Here is a 20,937-nt window from a genome sequence, read left to right as displayed (position 1 = left end):
GGTTTTCGCGGCCTAGCATTCGAGTGCCGGCTACACGGGATCCGCCAGTAGCTCAAATCGAAGTGGAGGAACGAAATGCTCACTACGACCGCCTTGAATGCAAGCAGCACCATGGCAACGGCACGAACCAAGATTGACGAAATGATTGTTCGCTACGATGGCTGGTTTCTGGTGGTTCTCGCCGTCCTGATGGTGCTTGCTTTTGCAATGCTCGCAGCGATGGCCGTCTGGTGTTTGACGCAAGGACGAGGCCGCTTTACTGGCAATTGGAGTTGGAGCCAATGGGGCGTCTCTGTGTGGGTTGAATGCAGGTAACTCCCAGCAAGCCAGCCGTCGTGGTGGCACTGACAACGTGCCACCACGACCAGAGCATCGGAATCACGCCTCATGACTCTCAGTGTTGCCAACGTCAACTACGCCTATAACTCCAGAACCCAAGTGCTTCATGATGTCTCGTTCACGATCGCCGAGGACCAGATCATGGGCCTCATCGGTCCCAACGGATCCGGGAAGTCCACCCTGATAAAGGTCATCCTGGATCTGCTCCAACTTCAAAGCGGCCGCGTCCGCATCGGACCTGTCAGCAGTCAGAGCCGCAGCGCCAAGATGTCTTCGATCTACTTGTCGAGCAATGATTACCTCCCTGAGTTCCTCACGGGGGAGGAATACGTGCGTTTCATGCACGGGCTCTATGGAGAATCCATGGATCACGCGGCACTGAGGACGCAATTCGCCAGGTACTCCATGCGCGACAGGCACCGCGACTTGATCGAGGACTACTCACACGGCATGAGGAAGAAGCTGCAACTTATCGCGGCGTTCATGCTCCGGCGAAGGTTTACCGTCATCGATGAGACCCTCAATGGCGTCGACATCGACGCCATCAACCTCTTCGAACGAGATATCCGACAACTTGCCAAAGAAGGCCGATCGGTTCTGCTGTGCAGTCATGACTTCACCATGTTGGAGCACGTCGCTGACGAGCTGGCGCTTCTCATCCAAGGGGCCCTGGTGGTTCAGGCTCCCGTCCGGAAGATTATCGAAGATCACGGAACGACAGCTGACCTTGCCAACGAATTCATCCAGGCAATGGAGCCATCCTAAATGCGCTTCAAGAGCGTAGTTCTCCTGTCTCGATTGTTCTGGCTCTTCATCGTGAGGCGCGTCTTGGGACGAGGCCTGTTGGCCAGCCCGGCTGCTCGGCTTTCTACCATATTCCTGCTCGTTCTCGCGTTCGCGGGATTCAACGTGTTGAGCTATGTGGTCATCCGTCAGTATCTCGGTGGAACCGGCCTGCTTGAGCCGGTTCTTCAAGTGGCCAACGCATCGGTCGGATTTTGGGTACTTATTGCGTACACACTGATCCGGGTGCTGTTCATGAAGGCAGATGAGCTTCTGAAGCTCTCCTTCAATCTGCCCGTGACCAACAAGGAAAGGACGATGGCGTTTGCGCTCTTTGAGTCATCCCTCGTTCTCCTTATGACCGTGTTCGTTTTCGGTGCTTTCTCCATTTCAACCGTGTTGATCGAGGGTCCTGATTACATTCCGAGGGTTCTGGCATCCATCTGGTTCCCCGCTATTTCAACCTACTTGCTTCTGAGCCTCGGCTACTACCTGCTTGAGCGTGCTCTGCAGGCCCTCGGGATCGCCCGACTTCGCAGTCTGATAGTCCCGATGGTGCTGGCTTTCGGGCTGGCGGTGGCGTTTCCTCAAACCAACGAGCAGAGCAGCCAGATCGCCGAAAGCTACGTATTGGGGCGCGACTACTTTGCACCTGCATTGCTCTACGCGAAACTGCAGGAAGCCGTTGGGCTCTGGTTATCCATTTTAATCCTCCTTGCGACATCGGCGGCAGTAATTCCGGCAATCGTCGCCATCGCACCCAGGAACTACGTCCCGATGCGTCGCTTCTTCGTCTTTCTGCCTTCACGCTTGGCAGATCGCACGTTCGGCGTTTACATTCTGGTCTTGTTTCGAAGTTTCGAAACGATGGTGGCTATCTCTTTTATCATCATTTATTCAGTCTTCGCCTGGCTCGAGCATTTGGTGTTCCCACCCTACGTCCTCGCTCTCATAACATTTCAGGGAGTCTATGCATTTTCAAACTCGGAGCCCCTGCGGCGCATGGTCACTTATCCGGGCCGCACCGTTGCGAACTACTTACGCCTCGTCGGCTCGCAAGGCGTCCTCTTGATGGTTGTGGGCATTCCAGTCATCACGATTTCCTTGTCGCAAGGAATTACCTTCGAAGCGTGCCTGCCGGTGCTTGGATTGTGTTTGAGCAACATTCTCATATCAACCCTAGTTGGCATCGCTTTCCCTCCTGAGAAGGGAAACCCATTCACTGTCATCATGGGGGTCCTGCTCACGGTGATAGTCGTCATGATTGTGGCGCTCGGCTTGAACGTCTTTAACTTTGATCCAATGATCAGTGCGGGAATTTTCACCGCGCTTAACATGCTCGTCGTCTTTTACAGCATCCTGGGTATGCGGAGAATGGAAAGGATTGCACGCCATGAAGTGGTTGCTTAGATCCATCGTCGGGATGACAGTCTCTTTTGTTGTCACCATGATCGTCGTTGTCGCAAGTTTCATCACCACGATGTTCTCGGCGTCAGAAATAGGAGTCAGGAAATCTGGCCTGTTCGGCGCGCTCTTCTTCGAGCCCCATGCAAAGCCCGACGGGGCCACCGCGTTGGAAATCGGGGTGTCGAACGGCGCGCCCATCGCTTTAGTCTTCGCGGCATCGCTGGTCTTTTATGTTGCCGTTGCATCAGTCCTGGAACGGCTAAAGCTCCACAAGAAGCGACTCCTACAAGCGAACCAGGATTGACTGTTCGAAAGTTCGCCCTCCGGGATGTCACTGCCGGGCTGATAGCCAAGCAACTCATATGGTCATGTAGCTTGCCTTTTGCCGCCGCTGCTCTCGGCTTCACGGCGTGCACCTTCCTGGCCGCCATGACCACTGACCCGATACTTTTCCGGGCTGGCCTGTGGCTTCTTGTGCATGTGCTGTGCCTGCTGTGCGGATTTCTGGTGCATGAGTGGTCTCACGTTGCGGGCATGAGGCTGTTTCACGGGATTTCCGACGTCGTAGTTTCTTCCGGCATCCTTCGCTTCTCCGTCATTCCCGTCGGGCATCTCTACGGGTGGCAGATCGCAATCGTGGCGATACTCGGTCCGGGTGGATCATGCTTGGTGGGGGCGCTGGTTGCACTACTGGCACCCGGTTCATTCCTGCAGTACTGGTTCTTGTTGCATGCAGTCTTTCTTCTGCCATTCTTTGGCGACGGACGCAGCCTCATTCTCGGAATCCGTGCTTGGGCTCGGCCGGTTGGCTTACGCGCGCCCGTAGTCAACCGCTGAGCTACTCATCCACCCCATGCATTCGCGGCCTCAACCTTTCGGGCCAGAACCTTCCCACTCCCGGTACAGCTCCGGGCGGCGTTCGCGCAGGTAGGGCACCTGTTCCCGGGCTTCGTTGACGCGTTCCGTGGAGATCTCGGCGAACAGCAAGGCCGCACCGTCCCCGGCCGCAGCGAACAACGAACCGTCCGGACCCGCGACCACGCTCCCGCCGAGGAAGTCGCAGCCGTCCTCGTGGCCGCTGTGGTTCGCGTAGGCAACGTTGAGCTGGCTCTCCAGTGCCCGGGCCCGGATCAGGACCTGCGGTACCGTTTCGAATCCGGCGGAAAGGGCGGTGGGGACCAGCAGAAGCTCGGCGCCCCGCGTGGCCGCGGCGCGGACGCTTTCGGGAAACTCGACGTCGTAGCAAATCAGCAGCGAGGTTTTGATCCCGTTGAAGTCCACGACGCCGGGAGCTGCTTGGGCGGCTGAGAACGCCTTTCGCTCCTCCTCGCCGAAGAGGTGCACTTTGCCATAGTCCAGGAGCACGGTTCCGTGGGCGTCCAGGAGAGTGGCGGAGATATGCCAGCCGCCATCGGCAGCTGGTGCGGGAAGGCTGTAGACCAGTCCGATTCCGTGCGTGCGGGCGATGTCCGCAAGGCGTTCCCGGATGCTTGGAAGCGTTGCGAAATCCAGCTCCGCGTGGAGCCGCAACGGAGCGTACCCCACCGGGAAGAGCTCGGGGGTCAGCAACAAGGCGGCCCCGGCCGCGGCAGCGCGTTGTGCCGCCGCATCGACCGTCTTCAGATTGGCGTCGATGTCCAGGACAACAGCGTTGGCCTGCAGAACGGACAGCAGCATCATTACCACCTCAATAGCACCTTGCATCCCCGTCAGGCGTTCATGGGAGGCACGCCCGGGATCACTCGTCCTTCCAGCCTAGCCAGCAGAAGGCTCGCCACCCGGGACAAAAGGACCTGTGGGCAGCCCGCCGGGGATGGTTCGTACAAAACTGGGGCATAGTTCATGATGACGACGCAAGTTCACGCCGTTGCGTTAACTTCTTGACTGCAACTGTGATTTGAGGCACGCTTCATGTCATGCCCGCAACATCCAGCTCGACGAAGAGCCACCGCAAGAACCCCGGCTCGCAATCAGCGCTGCGCCACCTGAACCAGCAGCGGCTCATCGAGTGCCTGCTGAGCGGCCCCTCCACCCAGGCCGAACTCGCCCGGCAGACCGGCCTTTCCACGGCAACGGTGTCCAACATCGTCAAGATCATGCAGGACGCAGGGCTCGTCTCCACCGAACCGATCACAAGCTCCGGACGACGGGCACTGAACGTCAGGCTCAACAGCAACGGCGCGGTGGCCGTCGGCATCGATTTTGGCCGGCGCCACCTGCGGGTGGTCCTGGCCTCGCTGGGCTATCACATCATCGTCGAGGAAACGGTCACGCTCCCCCTTGGCCACCACGCCGAACAGGGCATCAGCGCCGCCGTCGCACTCCTCAACAAGCTCCTGCTCGAGAGCGGCGTGGACCGAAGCGCGGTGGTTGGCGCGGGGGCCGGCATAGCGGGCCCCATCGACCGCCGTTCCGGTACCGTGGCGCAGGGCGCCATCCTGCCCGAATGGGTGGGGATCCAGATTCTCGAACGGCTGGAGGAAGCCCTCGATCTTCCCGTATACGTTGACAACGACGCCAATCTGGGTGCCCTCTCCGAGGTCACCTGGGGGCCCCACAGCGGGATCAGCAACCTTATGTTCCTCAAGATCGGCTCCGGCATCGGAGCGGGCCTCATCATCAACGGTGCGCCCTACTACGGGGCAGTGGGAATCACAGGAGAAATCGGCCATGCGACCATCCACGAATACGGCGCGATCTGCCGCTGCGGCAACCGGGGCTGCCTGGAAACGATGGCTTCCACCACCACCATGATCGAGCTGCTCGGGAAGGGCTCAGGGCTCCATCTCGAACCCGAGGACATTGTGCGCAACGCCCTGGCGAGGGATCCGGCGACCCTTCGCGTAGTGGACGACGCCGGACTCGCGGTGGGGCGCGCGCTGGGCAATGTGGCGAATCTCATAAACCCGGAAGTCATCGTGGTGGGCGGCCCTCTGGCCGGCCTCGGCGACATCCTCCTGGACCCGATCCGGCGGGGCCTCGTCCGCCATGCAGTGCCCGTAATCGGCGAGACAACGCACCTCGCGATGTCTTCGCTCGGCGCCCGGGCGGAGGCCCTGGGGGCGGCCGCTTTGGTGTTCCAGCACGCCGGAATTAAGCAGTCCTAAACATTTCGTTACCACGCTGTTATCGCCGTCTTGCGTTAAAGTCTTGACGACAAGCGGTGTGATCCAGTTTACTTTCTCATCAGATAGGCTCGCCATCCCCGAGCCGACAACGACGTCAAACATTGGAGGCGCGAGGGTATGTCGACCCCCATAACGCACCAGGATCCGGTTCTCCTCGAGATGCGGTCCATCACCAAGGAATTCCCCGGCGTGAAGGCGCTCTCGGACGTGAGCCTCCGGGTCAAGGTGGGCGAAATCCATGCGATCTGCGGCGAAAACGGTGCAGGAAAGTCCACGTTGATGAAGGTGCTCTCCGGGGTTTACCCCTACGGCAGCTACGACGGCGACATCGTGTACCAGGCGGAAGTCCAGCAGTTCAAGGACATCCGGGCCAGCGAACATGCGGGAATCGTGATCATCCACCAGGAACTGGCACTGATCCCCGAGCTGTCCATCATGGAAAACATCTTCCTCGGCAACGAACCCGTCCGGCGCGGCATCATCGACTGGGCCGAGGCACGCAAGCGGTCAATCGAACTCCTCGCACGGGTCGGCTTGCGCGAAGACCCGGATACCCCCATCAAGGAAATCGGCGTCGGCAAGCAGCAACTGGTGGAAATCGCCAAGGCGCTGAACAAGTCCGTCAAGCTGCTCATCCTCGACGAGCCCACGGCAGCCCTGAACGAATCGGACTCCCAGCACTTGCTGGACCTGATCCTTGGCCTCAAGGGCCGGGGCATCACGTCCATCATCATTTCCCACAAGCTCAACGAGATCGAGCAGATCGCGGACGAGATCACCATCATCCGCGATGGCAAGTCCATCGAGACGCTCAACGTCGTGGAAGACGGCGTCGACGAGGACCGGATCATCAAGGGCATGGTCGGGCGGACGCTCGAGTCCCGCTTCCCGGACCACACGCCGAAGATCGGCGAGGTGTTCTTCGAAGTCAAGGATTGGACGGTCGGGCATCCCCAGATCCAGGACCGCCTGGTCTGCAAGAATTCCAGCTTCCATGTGCGCCGGGGTGAAATCGTCGGCTTTGCCGGCCTGATGGGCGCCGGGCGCACCGAGCTTGCCCGCTCCGTCTTCGGCCACTCCTACGGCCGGTTCATCTCGGGGCAGGTGTACAAGGACGGCAAACCGATCACCATGCGCAGCGTCCGCCAAGCGATCGACGCCGGTCTCGGCTACGTCACGGAGGACCGCAAGAGCCTGGGACTGAACCTCCTGGACGACATCAAGACCACCACGGTGTCTGCCAACTTGAAGAAGATCAGCCGGGGAATCGTTGTGGACACCAACAAGGAATTCATGGTGGCCGAGCAATACCGGAAGTCGCTGCGCACCAAAACGCCGTCGGTGGAGGAAGGCGTATCGAAGCTTTCCGGCGGAAACCAACAAAAGGTTGTTCTCGCCAAATGGATGTTCACTGATCCGGACCTTCTCATCCTGGATGAACCCACCCGCGGAATCGACGTCGGGGCCAAGTACGAGATCTACGGAATCATCCAGCAGCTGGCAAACCAAGGGAAGGGCGTGATTGTGATCTCCTCCGAACTTCCCGAACTGCTGGGCCTCTCCGACCGTATCTACACCATCTTCGAGGGCTCCATCACTGGCGTACTCAACAAGGACGAAGCCAGCCAGGAAAGCCTCATGAAGCTCATGACATCCAGCCGCAAAGCTGCCTGACCCCGGTCATCTCCAGAACCACACGGACACAAGGACCCAAAACAATGAACGCGCTCAAGAAGCTATTCGGTGGCAACACCCGCCAATTCGGCATGATCTTCGCCCTGGTTGCACTCGTCATCTTCTTCCAGATCTTCACCTCGGGCCGCACGCTCACCCCGGGCAACGTCATCAACCTCTTCAACGGCAACTCCTACATCCTGATCCTGGCCATCGGCATGGTCCTGGTCATCATCGCCGGCCACATCGACCTCTCCGTAGGTTCGGTAGCGGCCTTCGTCGGCATCTCGGTGGCCCTGGCCATCAGGGACTGGCACCTGCCCTGGTACGTAGCCGTCCTGTTCGGGCTCCTGCTCGGCGCCCTGATCGGAGCCTGGCAAGGATTCTGGACGGCATACGTCGGTATCCCGGCCTTCATCGTGACCCTTGCCGGCATGCTGCTCTTCCGCGGTTTCAACCAGTTCGTGGGCAAGTCCAACACCGTTCCGGTCCCGGAAGACTTCCAGTACCTGGGCTCCGGGTACCTGCCCGAGATAGGGCCGAAGACGGGGTATAACAACCTGACAATCCTGCTGGGCCTTATCGCCGTCGCATTCGTGATTGTCAGTGCGATCCGTTCCCGCCGCACCGCCCAGGCACTGGGTGCCGAAGTGCAAGAAGGCTGGGTGATGGTCACCAAGCTCGTGCTCGTCAATGCAGCCATCCTCTACGCCACGTACCTGTTCGCGACTGGCCGCCCCGGCACCTCGTTCCCCATCCCGGGCCTTATTCTGGCCGTGCTGGTCCTGATCTACGGTTTCATTTCCGCCAAGACGGTCATTGGCCGCCACATCTACGCAGTCGGCGGCAACCGCCACGCGGCCGAACTCTCCGGAGTCCAGTCCAAGAAGGTCAATTTCATGGTCATGATGAACATGTCCATCCTTGCCGGCCTCGCCGGCATGATCTTCGTGGGCCGCTCCACGGCTTCGGGTCCGTTCGACGGCGTCGGCTGGGAACTGGATGCGATCGCGGCCGTATTCATCGGTGGCGCAGCGGTCACCGGCGGCGTGGGCACGGTGATCGGCTCCATCGTTGGTGGCCTGGTCATGGCTGTCCTCAACAACGGCCTCCAGCTGCTCGGCGTCGGCGCGGACCTCACCCAGATCATCAAGGGCCTCGTGCTGCTGGCGGCAGTTGCCTTCGACGTCTACAACAAGACGCAGGGCAAGAAATCGATCATCGGATTGATGATGAAGAACTTCGGCCGGAGCAGCGAAAGTGCCCCGGACGAGACGACCTCAACCAAGGAAGTCATCTCCAAGGAAGCCTGATCGGCTTCAAGACGGCTTGTTCCATCCACAACAAAGAAAGCGAACCAAGATATGCGAATGTTTGGTAAAGCAGGAAAGGCAGCAGCAGTAGCTGCGATCGCGGCACTGGCGCTGACGGCCTGCGGCCGTACGGACAGCGGCAGCTCCGGTGGCTCGTCAAGCGGCAGCGAGGCATTCCCCAAGGGTTCCTCGATCGGCGTCGCGCTCCCGCAGAAGACCAGTGAGAACTGGGTCCTGGCAGAGAAGCTCTTCAACGACGGGCTCACAAGCGCAGGCTTCAAGCCGGATGTGCAGTTCGCAAACGGCGGCGTTTCGGAGCAGCAGAACCAGATCAGCGCGATGATCACCAAGGGCGACAAGCTCATCATCGTCGGTGCCATCGACGGCGCCCAGCTGGGCACGCAGCTCAAGCAGGCCAAGGACGCCGGCGCTACGGTCATTGCCTACGACCGCCTGCTCCTGAACACCTCCAACGTGGACTACTACGTGGCCTACGACAACTTCAAGGTCGGTGTGCTGCAGGGTCAGGCCCTGCTGGACGGACTCAAGGCCAAGAAGCCGAGCGGCCCGTACAACATCGAGCTGTTTGCAGGTTCCCCCGATGACGCCAACGCGAAGGTCTTCTTCGACGGCGCCATGAGCATCCTGCAGCCGAAGATCGATGACGGAACCCTCAAGGTGGTTTCCGGCCAGAAGTCCTTCGAGCAGGCCGTCACCCAGGGTTGGAAGGCAGAGAACGCCCAGAAGCGCATGGACACCCTGCTCGCAGGTACCTACACGAGCGCTTCGCTGGACGGCGTGCTGTCCCCGAACGACACCCTGGCCCGCGCCATCCTGACCTCGGTCAAGGCGGCAGGCAAGCCGCTTCCGGTCGTGACCGGCCAGGACTCCGAGGTTGAGTCGGTCAAGTCCATCCTTGCGGGCGAGCAGTACTCCACCATCAACAAGGACACCCGCAAGCTCGTTGAGCACTCCATCACCATGGTCAACGACATCCAGTCCGGCAAGACCCCGGAAATCAACGACACCAAGTCCTACAACAACGGCGTCAAGACCGTGCCGGCGTACCTGCTGCCTCCGGTCATCGTGACCCTCGCCAACGTGAAGACGGCCTACGTGGACGATCCGGTCCTCGGCCCGATCACCAAGTAGTAGCACTCCTCTAGGCACCACCGACGGCGGCCATCCCCACTCCAGGGGGTGGCCGCCGTCGGTGTGTCCGACTCCATCCGCCGTCGCGCAACTCTTCACAGGCCCCGCATAGCTTCAGCAGCACAGCCGCACAGCCGCCGTGAGCACTGTTAGGTGAGCAGGCGCGCCGCTGGGGCGGGCCAGGTCCAGAAGGAGAATCGTGAGCGTCCTCGCCCGGAGTGTAGGCAATGCCTTCCGCAACAAGATAAGAACCGCGGCTGTAGTGGCAGTCCTGGCCGTCGCGATCGGGCTGGCGCTTGCCATGCTCGTGGCCAACCAAGCCGTTGGCGGCAAGGTCCAGGAGCTGAACGCCTCCGTGGGCACGGTCCTGACCGTGAATCCGGCCGGCGCGCAGGGATTCGACGGCGGCGGCGAGCCGCTCACCGCGGCCCAGACCGCGACGGCGGCAGCGGTACCGAACGTCGTTTCCGTGGTGGGCACCAAGGCGCTGCGGCTGGAGACCGCGACGACGGCCTCCACCTCGACCACCGGCACCACGGGGCAGCAAGCCGGACCCGGTGGCGGTCCCGGCGGCGGCACGAGCGTCACCACGAACCTTCAGGCAGCCATCGACGCCGGCACGCTCGGCAACCGCAACAACACAAGCGGCAGCACGGGCTCGGGTAGCACCAGAACGGCGCCCACGTTCTCGCTGCCCATCACTGCTACGGGTATCGGGGCCGAGGTGGACACCGCCGGCAAGGCCCTGAACATCACGAGCGGCACAGGCCTGGGCGACTACACCGTCGCCAGCACCAAGGCCCTCGTCGGAACGACTCTCGCGACGAAGAACAACCTCAAGGCCGGCTCGACGTTCACCATCGCCGGCAAGACGTTCACGGTGGCAGGCATCTTCGACGCCGGCACCACTTTCGGCAACAACGCCGTGTACACGACACTCGCCGAGGCCCAGGCCCTCGCGGCGACTCCGGGCGAGCTCTCCAGCATGGTGGTCACCGTCAACAGCATGGCGAATGTGGACGCCGCCAAGACGGCGCTTCAAGCCGCCCTCGGCTCCGGCAAGGCCGACGTCACACAGGGCCAGCGGAACCTCGAAACCGCGGTCAGTTCGCTGGACAGCGTCAAGAACATTTCACTCGTGGCCTTCTTCGCGGCACTCGGCACCGCCGGCTTGATCATCCTGCTCATCATGGTCATGTTGGTCCGCGAGCGCCGCCGTGAGATCGGAGTCCTCAAGGCCATCGGCGCCCGCAACCGGACCATCGGCTTGCAGTTCGTACTCGAAGCCCTCGTCCTCGTGGCGCTTGGCAGCGTCGTTGGCGCTGCCATCGCCTCCTTCGCCAGCGGCGGCATCGCGTCGGCGCTGATCAGTTCCAACAGCTCGACGACGGCCACGAGCCAGCGCGGTCCCGGCGGCGGAGGGTTTGGTGGTCCAGGTGGAAACCCCTTCGGCGGAGCCTCCCAGTTGCTGACCTCGGTCACGGCGAGCGCCTCCCCCGGCGTCATTGCTGCAGGCGTTGCCGCGGTCTTCGGCGTCGCCGTCGTGGGCGCCTTGGTACCAGCGCTGCTCACCGCCCGCATCCGCCCCATCGAAGTCCTCCGAGGAGAATAGCCATGATTGAAGTCAAAGACCTGGTCCGCCAGTTCAAGTCCGGCGACCGCACCATCAAGCCCGTCAACGGCGTGAGCTTCGAGCTCGAAAAGGGCACCCTCGCCTCGATCGTGGGAAAGAGCGGAAGCGGCAAGAGCACCCTGCTCTCCCTGCTCGGTGCCCTCGACAAGCCCACCAGCGGGGACGTCGTCGTGGAGGGAGTCAGCCTGGCCGGGCTCCCCGCCGGCAAACTCACCGAATACCGGCGCCGGGACATCGGGTTCGTTTTCCAGCAGTTCAACCTCATCCCCAACCTTTCCGCAGTGGATAACGTGATGCTGCCCATGGAGTTCGCCGGAATGCGGAAGGCTGCCCGCTTGGAGCGGGCCAGGTCCCTCCTGGAGCAGGTGCAGCTGGATCCGGAGAAACAGTCCCGCCGCATCAACAAGCTCTCGGGCGGCGAGCAGCAGCGCGTTGCCATTGCCCGGGCGCTGGCCAACGAGCCCAAGCTCATCCTGGCCGACGAGCCCACCGGCAACCTGGATGAGCAGACCGGTGAGCACATCATCGAACTGCTCAGTTCCTTGAGCAGGGACCATAACACCACCATTCTGGTGGTGACGCACGACCGGAGCCTGGCTCAGAAGACCGAGCGCCGCTTCAGGTTGCAGCAGGGCAAACTGAGCGAGGAAGCCGTTCGTCCGCGGGTCGCCGCCGGGGCCTGATCGCCTCTTCAGTGCTACAGGACGGAGGGCCGGGAATCGCAAGGTTCCCGGCCCGTTGGCCCGGATGCGTCCTGTAAACGCGGCTTGTGCAATGAGAGGATTGGCCGCATGAGTCTGTATATCGCCAAACCGTGGTTGTTCAGCCAGCCGAACCAGGATCCCCGCGCGGCCACTGGCAAGGCCTTGAACTGGGGCATCATCGCCACGGGAGGAATCGCCAAGACCGTGAGCGGCGACCTCGCCCAGCTCGAGGACGCAAACCTCCATGCAGTGAGTTCACGGCGCCAGGAATCCGCGGATGCCTTTGCCGCCGCGCAGGGGGTCACGAAGTCCTATGGCGACGACGGCGGTGTACCCGGCTACCAGCGGCTGCTAGCCGATGACGCCGTCGATGTCGTCTACGTGGCCACCCCGCATGCCCAACACTTCGAGATCGTCAGGGATGCCCTCAACGCCGGGAAGCACGTCCTGTGCGAGAAATCTTTGACCATCAACGGCCGTGAAGCGGCGGAGCTCGTCGCTCTGGCCCGGGAACGGAAACTGTTCCTCATGGAAGCCGTGTGGAGTCGATTCCTGCCCAGCATGCAGAGGGCATTCGCCATTGCCGCGTCCGGCGAGCTGGGCGACATCAAGTGGGTCAGCGCCGACCTTGGATTCCCTGCCCCTTACGATCCCACCGCCCGCATTTGGGCCCCGGCGGACGGCGGCGGAGCCCTTTTGGACCTCACGGTGTACGCCCTGCTGTGGCCCTTGGGCACCCTCGGTTTCCCGCAGTCTGTCAGCGCAATCGGCACTTTGACGGACGACGGCGTCGACTCCCAGAATGCGCTCACGCTGGGTTACGACGGCGGTGCTATCGCCCAGCTGACATCCTCGTTGCTGGCCCATGGGCCGCGCTCGGCATCCGTTGCAGGCTCCAAGGGCTTCCTCCAGACGCAGGGGTCCATTAACAATCCGCGCGAGCTGCTGATTCGAACGGGCTGGGATGAACCCCGGACCGAACGTTTTGACGCGGTCGGGATCGGCTACACCTACGAACTGCGTGAGGTTACCCGCTGTGTCCAGCAAGGACTGACCGAAAGTCCCGTGATGCCCTTGGACGATTCGCTGAACACAATGCGCCTCTTCGACGGGGTGCGATCCCAGCTCGGAGTCCGATACGCCAACGACGCCCGCTGAACTGAATGGGCGAATCCGCCCTCCAACGTCTGGACTAGTTAACTAGTGAGGCCTAGGATGGGAGCGATCGTCGATCCAAGCTGACGCTGGGGGGTGTCGAGATGGAAGCTGAGCAAAGTAAGTCGCGCGTTCTTCATGTTCTCCGCTCCGTCATGCTTGCCGGCGCGGGGGCCGTTGTTTGGATCGCCCTCTCTTCCACGGCAGCCAGCGCTGATTCCGGAAACACCAACAACCACACCCTTCTGGGCGGCGCGAGCTCTACGGTGTCCAACGTGGTGCACAATACGCCAAAGGGGCTTTCCGGAACTGTCAGCGACGCGGTTGCGGCAAGTGTCGCGTCCGTGCCGGCCCCGGCCGTGGCATCCGTTCCAGTCCCCGAGGTCCGGCTACCCGCGGTACAGGTGCCCCCTGCGGTGGTCAACGAGCTTCCGCAGCTGACTGCGAGCGTCGATCAACTTCTGGCCAACACGCCCATGGTGAGCACAGTCCTCCCTGATGGCGCAGTTAGTGCCGCGACTGCAAGCCTCGTATCGCCGGCAGCGCGCGCGGTTGACGGGGTCGGGTCAGGCGTTGGTTCCTTGGTTGGCAGCCTTCCGGTCACTGTCCCGGACGTAACCGTCCCTTCAATCCACATCCCCGATGCCGCCGGAATCGGCGAAGCCCTTGAAGCGGGACCCGCTGTTGCAGGGCCCGCTGGCAGTGTCCCCTTGACGTCGGCTCAGGACATCGCGACCCCGTTGCTCAGCCTCGCTGGCTCCAGTGGCCCTCCGGGCCTGATGGCAACGCCTTCGAAGTCGACAGTCCGGGCTAGCGGTACAAACGAACCTTCAGCGCCCTCCGACGGGACATTCCCGCCCGGTGCGCCAGGCGGCAGCGACACCGTAAGCGGCTCTGCGGTCCTTTCCAGCAATCCCTCGGGAGCTTCTGCCGCTTGGCTCCAAGGCACCAAGCTGTTTTACCCCTTGGCTGGGACCATCGTGTCAACAGCTGCTGCCGGCAGAGTTCCGGCTCCGGTGTCGTTTGACCCGGGTTCATCCCCTGACTAGTTCCTCCCCCCCCGCCGCTTTCCCGGAAGCCAATTCCGGACCGCGGCAAATGGCCAATCCAGGCGCTCCAATGCGCCTTTTGGAACTACTCGTTCAGGAGAACAACATAATGCACAGCATGATTCGCACGGGGCTGCTTGGCACCCTCTTTGCCGGTGGGTTGATAGCCCTCGGCGCAACTGCCGCGAACGCGGCAGACACCACTACAAGTGCGCTGGGCAATGCCTCAGGCACCCAAGTCGTTGCACCGGTGTCCATTCCGGTGAACGTCGGGTCGACGTCGCTCTCAATCCTTTCGGGCGCCGCGACCACCGCCCCTGCACTCGCCCCGGTTCCGGCCCCGGCGACCAATTCCGGCGGAGCAGCCGTCCCGTCCGGAACCCAGGTGGTGGCTCCGATATCGGTCCCTGTTAATATTGGAGCCACCTCACTGGCAGTTCTGAGCAACTCCGCCCCTGGAACAGCCTCTGGCACCCAGGCGACGGCTCCCGTCAGCGCACCGGTCACCGCTCCAGTCACCGTGGGTGACACCTCGGTCAACGTCCTCAGCACGACACCGACAGGCACCAGCGGAGGCACCGGCGTCACGGCACCGGTGAACGGACTGGCCGCCGTCGGTGACACCTCGGTCAACGTCCTCAGCACGACACCGACGGGCACCAGCGGAGGCACCGGCGTCAGCGCGCCTGTCACCGCTCCAGTCACCGTGGGCGACACCTCGGTCAACGTCCTCAGCACGACGCCGACCGGCACCACCGGAGGCACCGGCGGAACCGGCGTCACGGCACCGGTAACCGCTCCTGTCACCGTGGGTGACACCGCGGTCAACGTCCTCAGCACGACGCCGACCGGCACCACCGGAGGCACCGGCGTCAGCGCGCCTGTCACCGCTCCTGTCACCGTGGGTGACACCGCCGTCAACGTCCTCAGCACGACGCCGACTGGCGCCACCGGAGGCACTGGCGTCGCTGGGTCGGTGAACGGACTGGCCTCCTTGGGTGACACCTCGGCGAGCCTACTCGGCACCGCGTCGACGGGCACCAATGGAGGCGTCGGATCGCTCTTGAGTGCAGGACTGACGGCACCCTTGGGTCTGCCGAACACTGTCGGCACCGCATCGGTGGGTTTGGGATTGCCCACTATCAGCCAACCCGTTGTCACCCCGCCGGTCGTGAACCTGCCCGTCGTGAACGGGCCGGTCGGATCTCAGGGCTTCGTCGATCCGGCTGCAGCCGCTCCTTCGGTTGAGACACCGGCGGCCCTTGCATCCGGAACTGCAGCACAAGCCAATGCGGCCTCTGTAACTGCAGCGGGTGCTGTTGGGACCGGAACGGCTGTTCTCGCAAGCACCGGCTTCAATGGCCTGTGGTTGTTGTTCGCGGCAGCGCTGCTGTTGCTTGGCCTCATCGTGATGGTGGGCAGCCGGAAGATCCGGGCAACAATTCCCGCATAGTCACCGGCTCGGGCTTCTCCACCGCATCGGATGTAGCCCGCTTGCAGCTCCTCCGCAGGGCAAACAGCCCCGCGGAGGAGCTCACGCGTGAACATAGGGACTTCTGACCCTTAACCCTTAAGGTGCGTACGCCGTCGCGTCATGTGTCAGAGCTGCTGCCGGGGCATAGACCGGTGGAAACAGCTCGGAGGCATCGCGCCGCAGGTAGTCGCGTTCGCCGTAGGCGTCCACCATCTGTCCAAAGAGCTGCTGACCCTCAGCGCGCAGTCCATCCAGGTCGATGCCTGGGAGCGAGCCGTCAACAACCACGGGGCGGCCCGCAACGTACGTGTCGGTGACATTGCGTGCCGAACCGTTGAGGATGAGCGTGCGCAATGGATCTTCCACGACTCCGTCACGGAAGTCCTCCAGTGAGGCGACCATGATGTCGGCTTGGGCGCCCGGACACAGGCGCCCCAGGTCGTCGCGACCCAGTGCCCTGGCACCACCCAGGGTGGCAGCGTCGAAGAACGCCGAGACCGTACCGGCGTCCAAGCGGCCCTCTGCGATGCGGGCCAGGTGCGTGCCGACGTCGATGCCCTTGATCAGGTCCGGTGGGAATGAATCCGTTCCCAGGCACATGTTGACCCCGGCGGCTGCGAAGGCGTCAAAGGATTTGAGCATGCCTGAGTAGTGGAACGACGTCAGGGGGCAGTGAATGATGCTGACGTCATGCCGGGCCAGCACATCCAACGGCCCGCCTTCTGCGCTGGAGGACGGGTCGGTGCCGTCGATGACAACCCCGTGCGGGATGAGGAGCCGCGTGTCCAGCAGGCCTGAATCCGCAAGCTGCTCAAGGACTGTACGCCCCGTGAGCTTGACGAGGAAACCGTCTTCATTGGTCCCCTGGAGGCAATGGAGGCGGACCAGCGCGTTGCGTTCGGTGGCCAGTTCGGCAGTCCGGCGCATCAGTTCGTCCGAGAGTGTCTCGATCCGGCATGGCAGCAGGACACCGGTAAGCAACGGGTGTCCTAGCTCGTCGGCGTAGTCGAGGAACCGTGCGGCGTCGGCGAACCCTGTGCGTCCCTCCTCCTCGTCGAAAAGGATCACGCGCTGGCCGTCGTGGTCAGTGACGTTGATCCCCGAACGGTACGCGGAGCCCAGGAAGCCGCGCAGTCCGAGCTCGATGCTGGACTGCGCCATCCCTTTGAGTTCCTCGAAGGTTTCCGCCCAGGAGCTGTGGATCTCCGAGGCAATCGGCATGTAGGTGGTCACGCCGTGCAAGGCCAGCTGCGCCAGTGCAAACTTGCGTACGCTCTGGCGCTGCGCCGCGGTGAAGACATCGCGGCGGCGGTTATGGAAGTAGTCTTCGGACCATTGCAAGCCCGGAGCGATTTCCTCGGTGGGCCAGGAGTCGAAGATCATGTGATCAATGTCCGTCAAGGCGTCGAGATCGATGAGGCCAGGGGAGATGAGGCTCTGTCCAAAGTCCCGGCGTTCGTCAACGGGACCGGCGTAGTCGGTACCCACGTAGATGATCTCGTCATCCCTCATCACCACGTGCCCATCCGTGTGCATGACGTGCACGGTCCCGTCATAGCCAAGGACGTACCGGGCAGAAAGCTGAGTGATCATAAACCCTCCAAATTTGGTATCCCAAGGTCAAAAAGCTGCACACCGAGTCCGGCATCGGACGATCACGCGAATGCCCTAGGTTTGGGGAATCCGAGCAGCTTTTGTGACATGTCTTGCATTGCGATGTGATCCACCTTACCATCTTTGGTATACCAAATGGCATGGATGTATCCGTCCCTCGCCACTGCAGCACACGAAGGGTGCACAACAATGAAGAACCAATCCACAACCACTCCGGAGGTGGATACGCCCGTAGTCAACGTCGATCACGGACGGGCCCGCCTCTTCACCCCGACCGCACGGCAATGGGGATCGATGATCCTGCTGTCCACAGCCGTCTGCGCCGTCGCCATCCTGGCCGGAACACACAAGATTCCCCTCGGCAACGCCGCTATCGTACTCATGCCCGTCTTGTGGGCCGTGCTGATGGGCGCCGTCATCGGCGTCCAGAAGGTGCGCCCCATGTCCGGCCAGAGCCGTGCCGTGGCCTCGGTATTGCTCAACGTCAGCATCGTCATGTTCCTCGGAGCCCTCGGCACCCAGGTGGGACCCTCCTTCGCCAAACTGACTTCCCTCGGTCCGGCCATCCTGCTCCAGGAAGTCGGCCACATCTTCGGAACCGTCATCATTGCCCTGCCGATCGGCGTCGCGCTGGGCATGGGCCGCACGGCCATCGGGGCCACCTGGGCAATTGACCGGGAATCCTATTTGGCCTACGCACTGCAGCGTTTCGGCGTGAAGTCCCCGGTCTACCGCGGCGTGTTCTCCGTGTGGCTGCTGGGCAGTGTATTCGGCGCCGTCTTCATCTCCCTCCTGGCCGGCTTGCTCGGCGGAATGGGCATCTTCGACCCGCTTGCACTCGCGTTAGGCCTGGGCCTCGGCTCGGGATCCATGATGCTTGGCGGCGTCGCGGCCCTGTCCATCCTGTATCCCGGGCAAGCACCGGAGATCATGGCGCTTGCAGCCCTGTCGAACCTGGTGACGAACCTTGTGGGCTTCTACGCCGGAGCCTTCCTTTCGTTGCCGATGTCTTTGCGGCTCTACAAGTTCTGGTCGCGCCTCTTCCGCCGCGATGACGAAGGCAAGCGCCTTGACCGCAACGGGAACCCCGTTGCCGCGAAGCTGCGCCGGCCACAGGACCGATCCAAAGTGGACGTTTCAGCCGTGCTCCAGGACCCCGAAGTGCGCACGAAGCCCTCAACGTGGATTATCGCTTTCGGTGCAAGCATCGCCGCGGGCGTGGTCCTCAACGCCTTGGGCACCAAGTCCACCAGTATCAACGACGTCATTGGCGTGGTGATCCTTGGCCTCCTTACCGCCCTGGCATTCGTACTGGCCAAGTACGTTCCCGCCGTGCCGTCGAGCGTATGGGTTCTTGCGCTCGCCACGTTGGCAACAGCTCCGATTCTGCCTTTCAGCGGCTTGATCGTCTCCTTCACCCACAACCTTGACCCGCTCTACGTGGGCCTTGGCTCGATCGCCCTGCTCGGCATGAACGTTGGACGCGACATCAACGCGCTGAAGACACTCAACTGGCGCACGGTCATTGTGGCGACCATCACGTTCTCCGCAAGTTTCATAGCGGCCGCGGCACTTGCACAATTCGTCATCCACATCTGAGGGCTGACGCCGGACGACTGACGCCGAACAAGGGCGGTGGAATGGACTCTTTCGTCCATTCCACCGCCCTCTCGTGTCTCCGCCCGCCCTCGGCGGCGCCCACGGGTGATGTTCGACGCATCGCGGTTCCTTGATCCCCGGAGCCGCGCGACATACCGAGTCAGATGAACGGCTGAAGGACTCCAGACCATCTATGGCTTGCTAAGATCTAAAGGCTCAACCGGTCCCCCGGAGAGCCCCCATCAACTGGCCCGGAAACGGACGCGCCCCTTCGCGCCCGATACTGGCCCCTGCCCGACCCCAGGAGACCCCTGCTCTCATGACCGCATTGGCCGAACCGGACTATTTCGAGGTCCACGACGAGGATTACCGCACCGAACTGGACTCGCGGTACGAGGAAGGTTTCGGGCGCGGCCCCGAGCTCGACGACGACTACGGCACCGGCTACGACGAACTCGACAAGCTCTTCGATGGTCTGTTTGACGACGAGGATGATGACCTGGACGCCCCGGCCAAGGCCGAAAAGAAGGTTCCCGCCAAGAAGGACGCTCCGAAGGCTGCTGCCGCAAAGACGGCCACGCCGAAGAAGGCGCCCACAAATTCGGTGCCCAAGGCCAGCCCGGTCATTACCCGCAGGGTGGTCCCTGCGGCCGCTCCCGCCGCCGAACCGGTCGCCACCGTCGTCGAACCCGCCGTCGTCGAACCGGTCGCCGCCGTCGTCGAACCCGCAAGCTCCGAAGCGGCTCCCGCGGAAGAATCGGTGACTCCCGCGGTTCCGGACAGCCCTTTCTTCGCCCCGCACATCGCCCCGGTCAACCAGCATGTGGAGTTCCTCCGCAAGCTCCGCCCTGGCTTCGAAGTCCCCTACGTAGATCCGATGCACTCGGTGGAGGATTGCCGGATTGTCAGCCTGTTCTCCAACACCAGCGAGGCCTCCCCGCGGGGCGTTGTGTGGGCCGGAGACGACGCCGCCGCCACCCGGCTATTGGGTCTGCAGTTCCAGCTCGGCCTGCGCCCGGAATGGATGATGCCGTGGAACACCCACCCGTGGTTTACTCCGGGCGAGGCGAACGGAAAACTGACCCCCGAGCAAGTCAGTGCCGGGCTCAAGCCGCTCATCGCGTTCCTCAAACTCGTCCCGCGCGCATCGGCGATCGTCGCGCACGGAACGGAAGCCAACCGCCTGGCGCAGATGCTCCTCAAGACTGACAACCAGCTGATCTGGCGCCGCGGCCTGAAGGTCTACAAGGCCCGTTCGCTGCACGGGCGCGCCTTCGCCGGTTCCAAGGAACGCCAGACCGAATGGCTGATCGAAATGGGCCGCTCCTACGCGGACGCGATGGCCCGCGCGGGTCTCCAGGCGGGTCGGCGCTAGGAATCCTAGCGCCGCGATTTCCGGGCAGGCTTCCCGGCAAACAGTCTCCGGTCCAGCGAAACCGCCCCGGAACCGATGAAGGCGAACGCCAACGCCAACGCGATATACAGGATGAGCAGTTCGGCGTTGATTCCGGGGCTATCGCTCAACAACGGTTTGCCCGATTCGGTGACAAACCAGATCCCTGCGTACATGAGGGCCGCCAGGAAGCCAGCCACCCGCGTCAGGGCGCCGAGCACCAAAAGTGCGCCCAGCCCGGTTTCACCCCAGATGACCAGCCAGGACATCAGCTCCGCTTTTTGAACACCCATCGCGGCGATGGTTGCCTCAAACGCAGGCTGCCCCGCGAGCAGCTTCTGGACTCCGTGCACCAGCAAAAGGCCGCCGAACACGATCCTTAGAAACGCGATGCCGCGCGAAGACGAGGTCTGCGAAGGAAGGAGGAATTTCACCCGATCCAATCTTCCATGCCGAGGGCACAGCTCAAAACAGCCGCTCCGTCCACGGCAGAATGGAAACCGCAGCGGACCTCGGTGGG

Annotated in this window: 19 protein-coding genes; 16 read left to right on the top strand and 3 right to left on the bottom strand. The window is 62.4% G+C overall.

What is annotated here, in order from left to right:
* Window positions 1-75: 75 nt before the first annotated feature.
* The 5 genes from AC3WJU_RS16655 (at window position 76) to AC3WJU_RS16635 (ending at window position 3,366) form a co-directional block, all read left to right on the top strand.
* A complete protein-coding gene (locus AC3WJU_RS16655) occupies window positions 76-315 on the top strand; it encodes a hypothetical protein (protein ID WP_059388008.1) in 240 nt (79 codons plus the stop codon).
* A gap of 72 nt (window positions 316-387) precedes the next feature.
* Window positions 388-1,104: an ATP-binding cassette domain-containing protein gene (locus AC3WJU_RS16650; protein ID WP_492260381.1), complete on the top strand. Its 717-nt coding sequence runs from the start codon at window positions 388-390 to the stop codon at window positions 1,102-1,104.
* On the top strand, window positions 1,105-2,532 hold the full coding sequence (locus AC3WJU_RS16645) for a hypothetical protein (RefSeq protein ID WP_306964050.1): 1,428 nt from the start codon (window positions 1,105-1,107) through the stop codon (window positions 2,530-2,532).
* Window positions 2,516-2,833, top strand: a complete 318-nt coding sequence (locus AC3WJU_RS16640; RefSeq protein ID WP_306964048.1) for a hypothetical protein — start codon at window positions 2,516-2,518, stop codon at window positions 2,831-2,833. Before AC3WJU_RS16645 ends, AC3WJU_RS16640 begins: the two co-directional genes overlap by 17 nt.
* Window positions 2,830-3,366, top strand: a complete 537-nt coding sequence (locus AC3WJU_RS16635) for a hypothetical protein (protein ID WP_306964045.1) — start codon at window positions 2,830-2,832, stop codon at window positions 3,364-3,366. The genes AC3WJU_RS16640 and AC3WJU_RS16635 overlap by 4 nt, the downstream gene beginning before the upstream one ends.
* 30 nt (window positions 3,367-3,396) lie before the next feature.
* On the opposite strand, the gene AC3WJU_RS16630 is transcribed toward AC3WJU_RS16635, so the two are convergent.
* Complete coding sequence (locus AC3WJU_RS16630) at window positions 3,397-4,209, bottom strand: nitrilase-related carbon-nitrogen hydrolase (RefSeq protein ID WP_492260384.1); 813 nt, start codon at window positions 4,207-4,209, stop codon at window positions 3,397-3,399.
* Window positions 4,210-4,445: 236 nt separating this feature from the next.
* Between AC3WJU_RS16630 and AC3WJU_RS16625 the strand changes: the two genes are divergently transcribed.
* From AC3WJU_RS16625 to AC3WJU_RS16585, 9 genes are all read left to right on the top strand, one after another.
* Window positions 4,446-5,636, top strand: a complete 1,191-nt coding sequence (locus AC3WJU_RS16625; protein WP_284992024.1) for an ROK family transcriptional regulator — start codon at window positions 4,446-4,448, stop codon at window positions 5,634-5,636.
* Window positions 5,637-5,774: 138 nt separating this feature from the next.
* Window positions 5,775-7,331 (top strand): multiple monosaccharide ABC transporter ATP-binding protein, encoded by a 1,557-nt coding sequence (gene mmsA / locus AC3WJU_RS16620; RefSeq protein ID WP_284992025.1) that lies wholly within the window; start codon window positions 5,775-5,777, stop codon window positions 7,329-7,331.
* A 44-nt stretch (window positions 7,332-7,375) separates the two neighbouring features.
* Window positions 7,376-8,644: a multiple monosaccharide ABC transporter permease gene (gene mmsB / locus AC3WJU_RS16615; protein ID WP_059388014.1), complete on the top strand. Its 1,269-nt coding sequence runs from the start codon at window positions 7,376-7,378 to the stop codon at window positions 8,642-8,644.
* Window positions 8,645-8,695: 51 nt separating this feature from the next.
* Complete coding sequence (locus tag AC3WJU_RS16610; RefSeq protein ID WP_059388015.1) at window positions 8,696-9,796, top strand: substrate-binding domain-containing protein; 1,101 nt, start codon at window positions 8,696-8,698, stop codon at window positions 9,794-9,796.
* 199 nt (window positions 9,797-9,995) lie between these two features.
* Window positions 9,996-11,408, top strand: a complete 1,413-nt coding sequence (locus AC3WJU_RS16605; protein ID WP_492260380.1) for an ABC transporter permease — start codon at window positions 9,996-9,998, stop codon at window positions 11,406-11,408.
* A 2-nt stretch (window positions 11,409-11,410) separates the two neighbouring features.
* A complete protein-coding gene (locus tag AC3WJU_RS16600) occupies window positions 11,411-12,112 on the top strand; it encodes an ABC transporter ATP-binding protein (RefSeq protein ID WP_492260379.1) in 702 nt (233 codons plus the stop codon).
* A gap of 108 nt (window positions 12,113-12,220) precedes the next feature.
* The gene (locus tag AC3WJU_RS16595) at window positions 12,221-13,291 is read left to right on the top strand and encodes a Gfo/Idh/MocA family protein (protein ID WP_492260378.1); all 1,071 of its coding nucleotides are present in this window, start codon (window positions 12,221-12,223) and stop codon (window positions 13,289-13,291) included.
* Between the two features lie 101 nt (window positions 13,292-13,392).
* Window positions 13,393-14,337, top strand: a complete 945-nt coding sequence (locus tag AC3WJU_RS16590; protein ID WP_492260377.1) for a hypothetical protein — start codon at window positions 13,393-13,395, stop codon at window positions 14,335-14,337.
* Between the two features lie 109 nt (window positions 14,338-14,446).
* Window positions 14,447-15,790, top strand: a complete 1,344-nt coding sequence (locus AC3WJU_RS16585; protein ID WP_492260376.1) for a DUF320 domain-containing protein — start codon at window positions 14,447-14,449, stop codon at window positions 15,788-15,790.
* A gap of 117 nt (window positions 15,791-15,907) precedes the next feature.
* Here the strand turns inward: AC3WJU_RS16585 and AC3WJU_RS16580 are convergent, their stop codons facing one another.
* Window positions 15,908-17,404 carry a chlorohydrolase family protein gene (locus AC3WJU_RS16580; RefSeq protein WP_492260375.1) on the bottom strand — a complete coding sequence of 499 codons (1,497 nt, stop codon included), beginning with the start codon at window positions 17,402-17,404 and terminating at the stop codon, window positions 15,908-15,910.
* 210 nt (window positions 17,405-17,614) lie between these two features.
* On the opposite strand from AC3WJU_RS16580, the gene AC3WJU_RS16575 reads away from it, so the two are divergent.
* Both AC3WJU_RS16575 and AC3WJU_RS16570 read left to right on the top strand, forming a co-directional pair.
* On the top strand, window positions 17,615-19,024 hold the full coding sequence (locus AC3WJU_RS16575; RefSeq protein ID WP_307053056.1) for a DUF3100 domain-containing protein: 1,410 nt from the start codon (window positions 17,615-17,617) through the stop codon (window positions 19,022-19,024).
* A gap of 877 nt (window positions 19,025-19,901) precedes the next feature.
* Window positions 19,902-20,399, top strand: coding sequence for a uracil-DNA glycosylase family protein (locus AC3WJU_RS16570; protein WP_284992035.1), 498 nt, complete (start codon window positions 19,902-19,904; stop codon window positions 20,397-20,399).
* Window positions 20,400-20,404: 5 nt separating this feature from the next.
* Here AC3WJU_RS16570 and AC3WJU_RS16565 read toward each other — a convergent pair whose 3' ends face one another.
* Window positions 20,405-20,851 (bottom strand): DoxX family protein, encoded by a 447-nt coding sequence (locus AC3WJU_RS16565; RefSeq protein WP_306964029.1) that lies wholly within the window; start codon window positions 20,849-20,851, stop codon window positions 20,405-20,407.
* Window positions 20,852-20,937: the final 86 nt, after the last annotated feature.

Source organism: Arthrobacter sp. FW306-1B-F12A, from assembly GCF_058781865.1.
This window is presented reverse-complemented; position numbering and strand designations above follow the sequence as displayed.

What these genes read in the sequence shown, in the direction of transcription:
- AC3WJU_RS16655 (WP_059388008.1), top strand. Translation starts at nt 76, where the DNA reads ATGCTCACTACGACCGCCTTGAATGCAAGCAGCACCATGGCAACGGCA.
- AC3WJU_RS16650 (WP_492260381.1), top strand. Translation starts at nt 388, where the DNA reads ATGACTCTCAGTGTTGCCAACGTCAACTACGCCTATAACTCCAGAACC.
- AC3WJU_RS16645 (WP_306964050.1), top strand. Translation starts at nt 1,105, where the DNA reads ATGCGCTTCAAGAGCGTAGTTCTCCTGTCTCGATTGTTCTGGCTCTTC.
- AC3WJU_RS16640 (WP_306964048.1), top strand. Translation starts at nt 2,516, where the DNA reads ATGAAGTGGTTGCTTAGATCCATCGTCGGGATGACAGTCTCTTTTGTT.
- AC3WJU_RS16630 (WP_492260384.1), bottom strand. Translation starts at nt 4,209, where the DNA reads ATGATGCTGCTGTCCGTTCTGCAGGCCAACGCTGTTGTCCTGGACATC.
- AC3WJU_RS16625 (WP_284992024.1), top strand. Translation starts at nt 4,446, where the DNA reads ATGCCCGCAACATCCAGCTCGACGAAGAGCCACCGCAAGAACCCCGGC.
- mmsA (WP_284992025.1), top strand. Translation starts at nt 5,775, where the DNA reads ATGTCGACCCCCATAACGCACCAGGATCCGGTTCTCCTCGAGATGCGG.
- mmsB (WP_059388014.1), top strand. Translation starts at nt 7,376, where the DNA reads ATGAACGCGCTCAAGAAGCTATTCGGTGGCAACACCCGCCAATTCGGC.
- AC3WJU_RS16610 (WP_059388015.1), top strand. Translation starts at nt 8,696, where the DNA reads ATGCGAATGTTTGGTAAAGCAGGAAAGGCAGCAGCAGTAGCTGCGATC.
- AC3WJU_RS16600 (WP_492260379.1), top strand. Translation starts at nt 11,411, where the DNA reads ATGATTGAAGTCAAAGACCTGGTCCGCCAGTTCAAGTCCGGCGACCGC.
- AC3WJU_RS16595 (WP_492260378.1), top strand. Translation starts at nt 12,221, where the DNA reads ATGAGTCTGTATATCGCCAAACCGTGGTTGTTCAGCCAGCCGAACCAG.
- AC3WJU_RS16590 (WP_492260377.1), top strand. Translation starts at nt 13,393, where the DNA reads ATGGAAGCTGAGCAAAGTAAGTCGCGCGTTCTTCATGTTCTCCGCTCC.
- AC3WJU_RS16585 (WP_492260376.1), top strand. Translation starts at nt 14,447, where the DNA reads ATGCACAGCATGATTCGCACGGGGCTGCTTGGCACCCTCTTTGCCGGT.
- AC3WJU_RS16580 (WP_492260375.1), bottom strand. Translation starts at nt 17,404, where the DNA reads ATGATCACTCAGCTTTCTGCCCGGTACGTCCTTGGCTATGACGGGACC.
- AC3WJU_RS16575 (WP_307053056.1), top strand. Translation starts at nt 17,615, where the DNA reads ATGAAGAACCAATCCACAACCACTCCGGAGGTGGATACGCCCGTAGTC.
- AC3WJU_RS16570 (WP_284992035.1), top strand. Translation starts at nt 19,902, where the DNA reads ATGCACTCGGTGGAGGATTGCCGGATTGTCAGCCTGTTCTCCAACACC.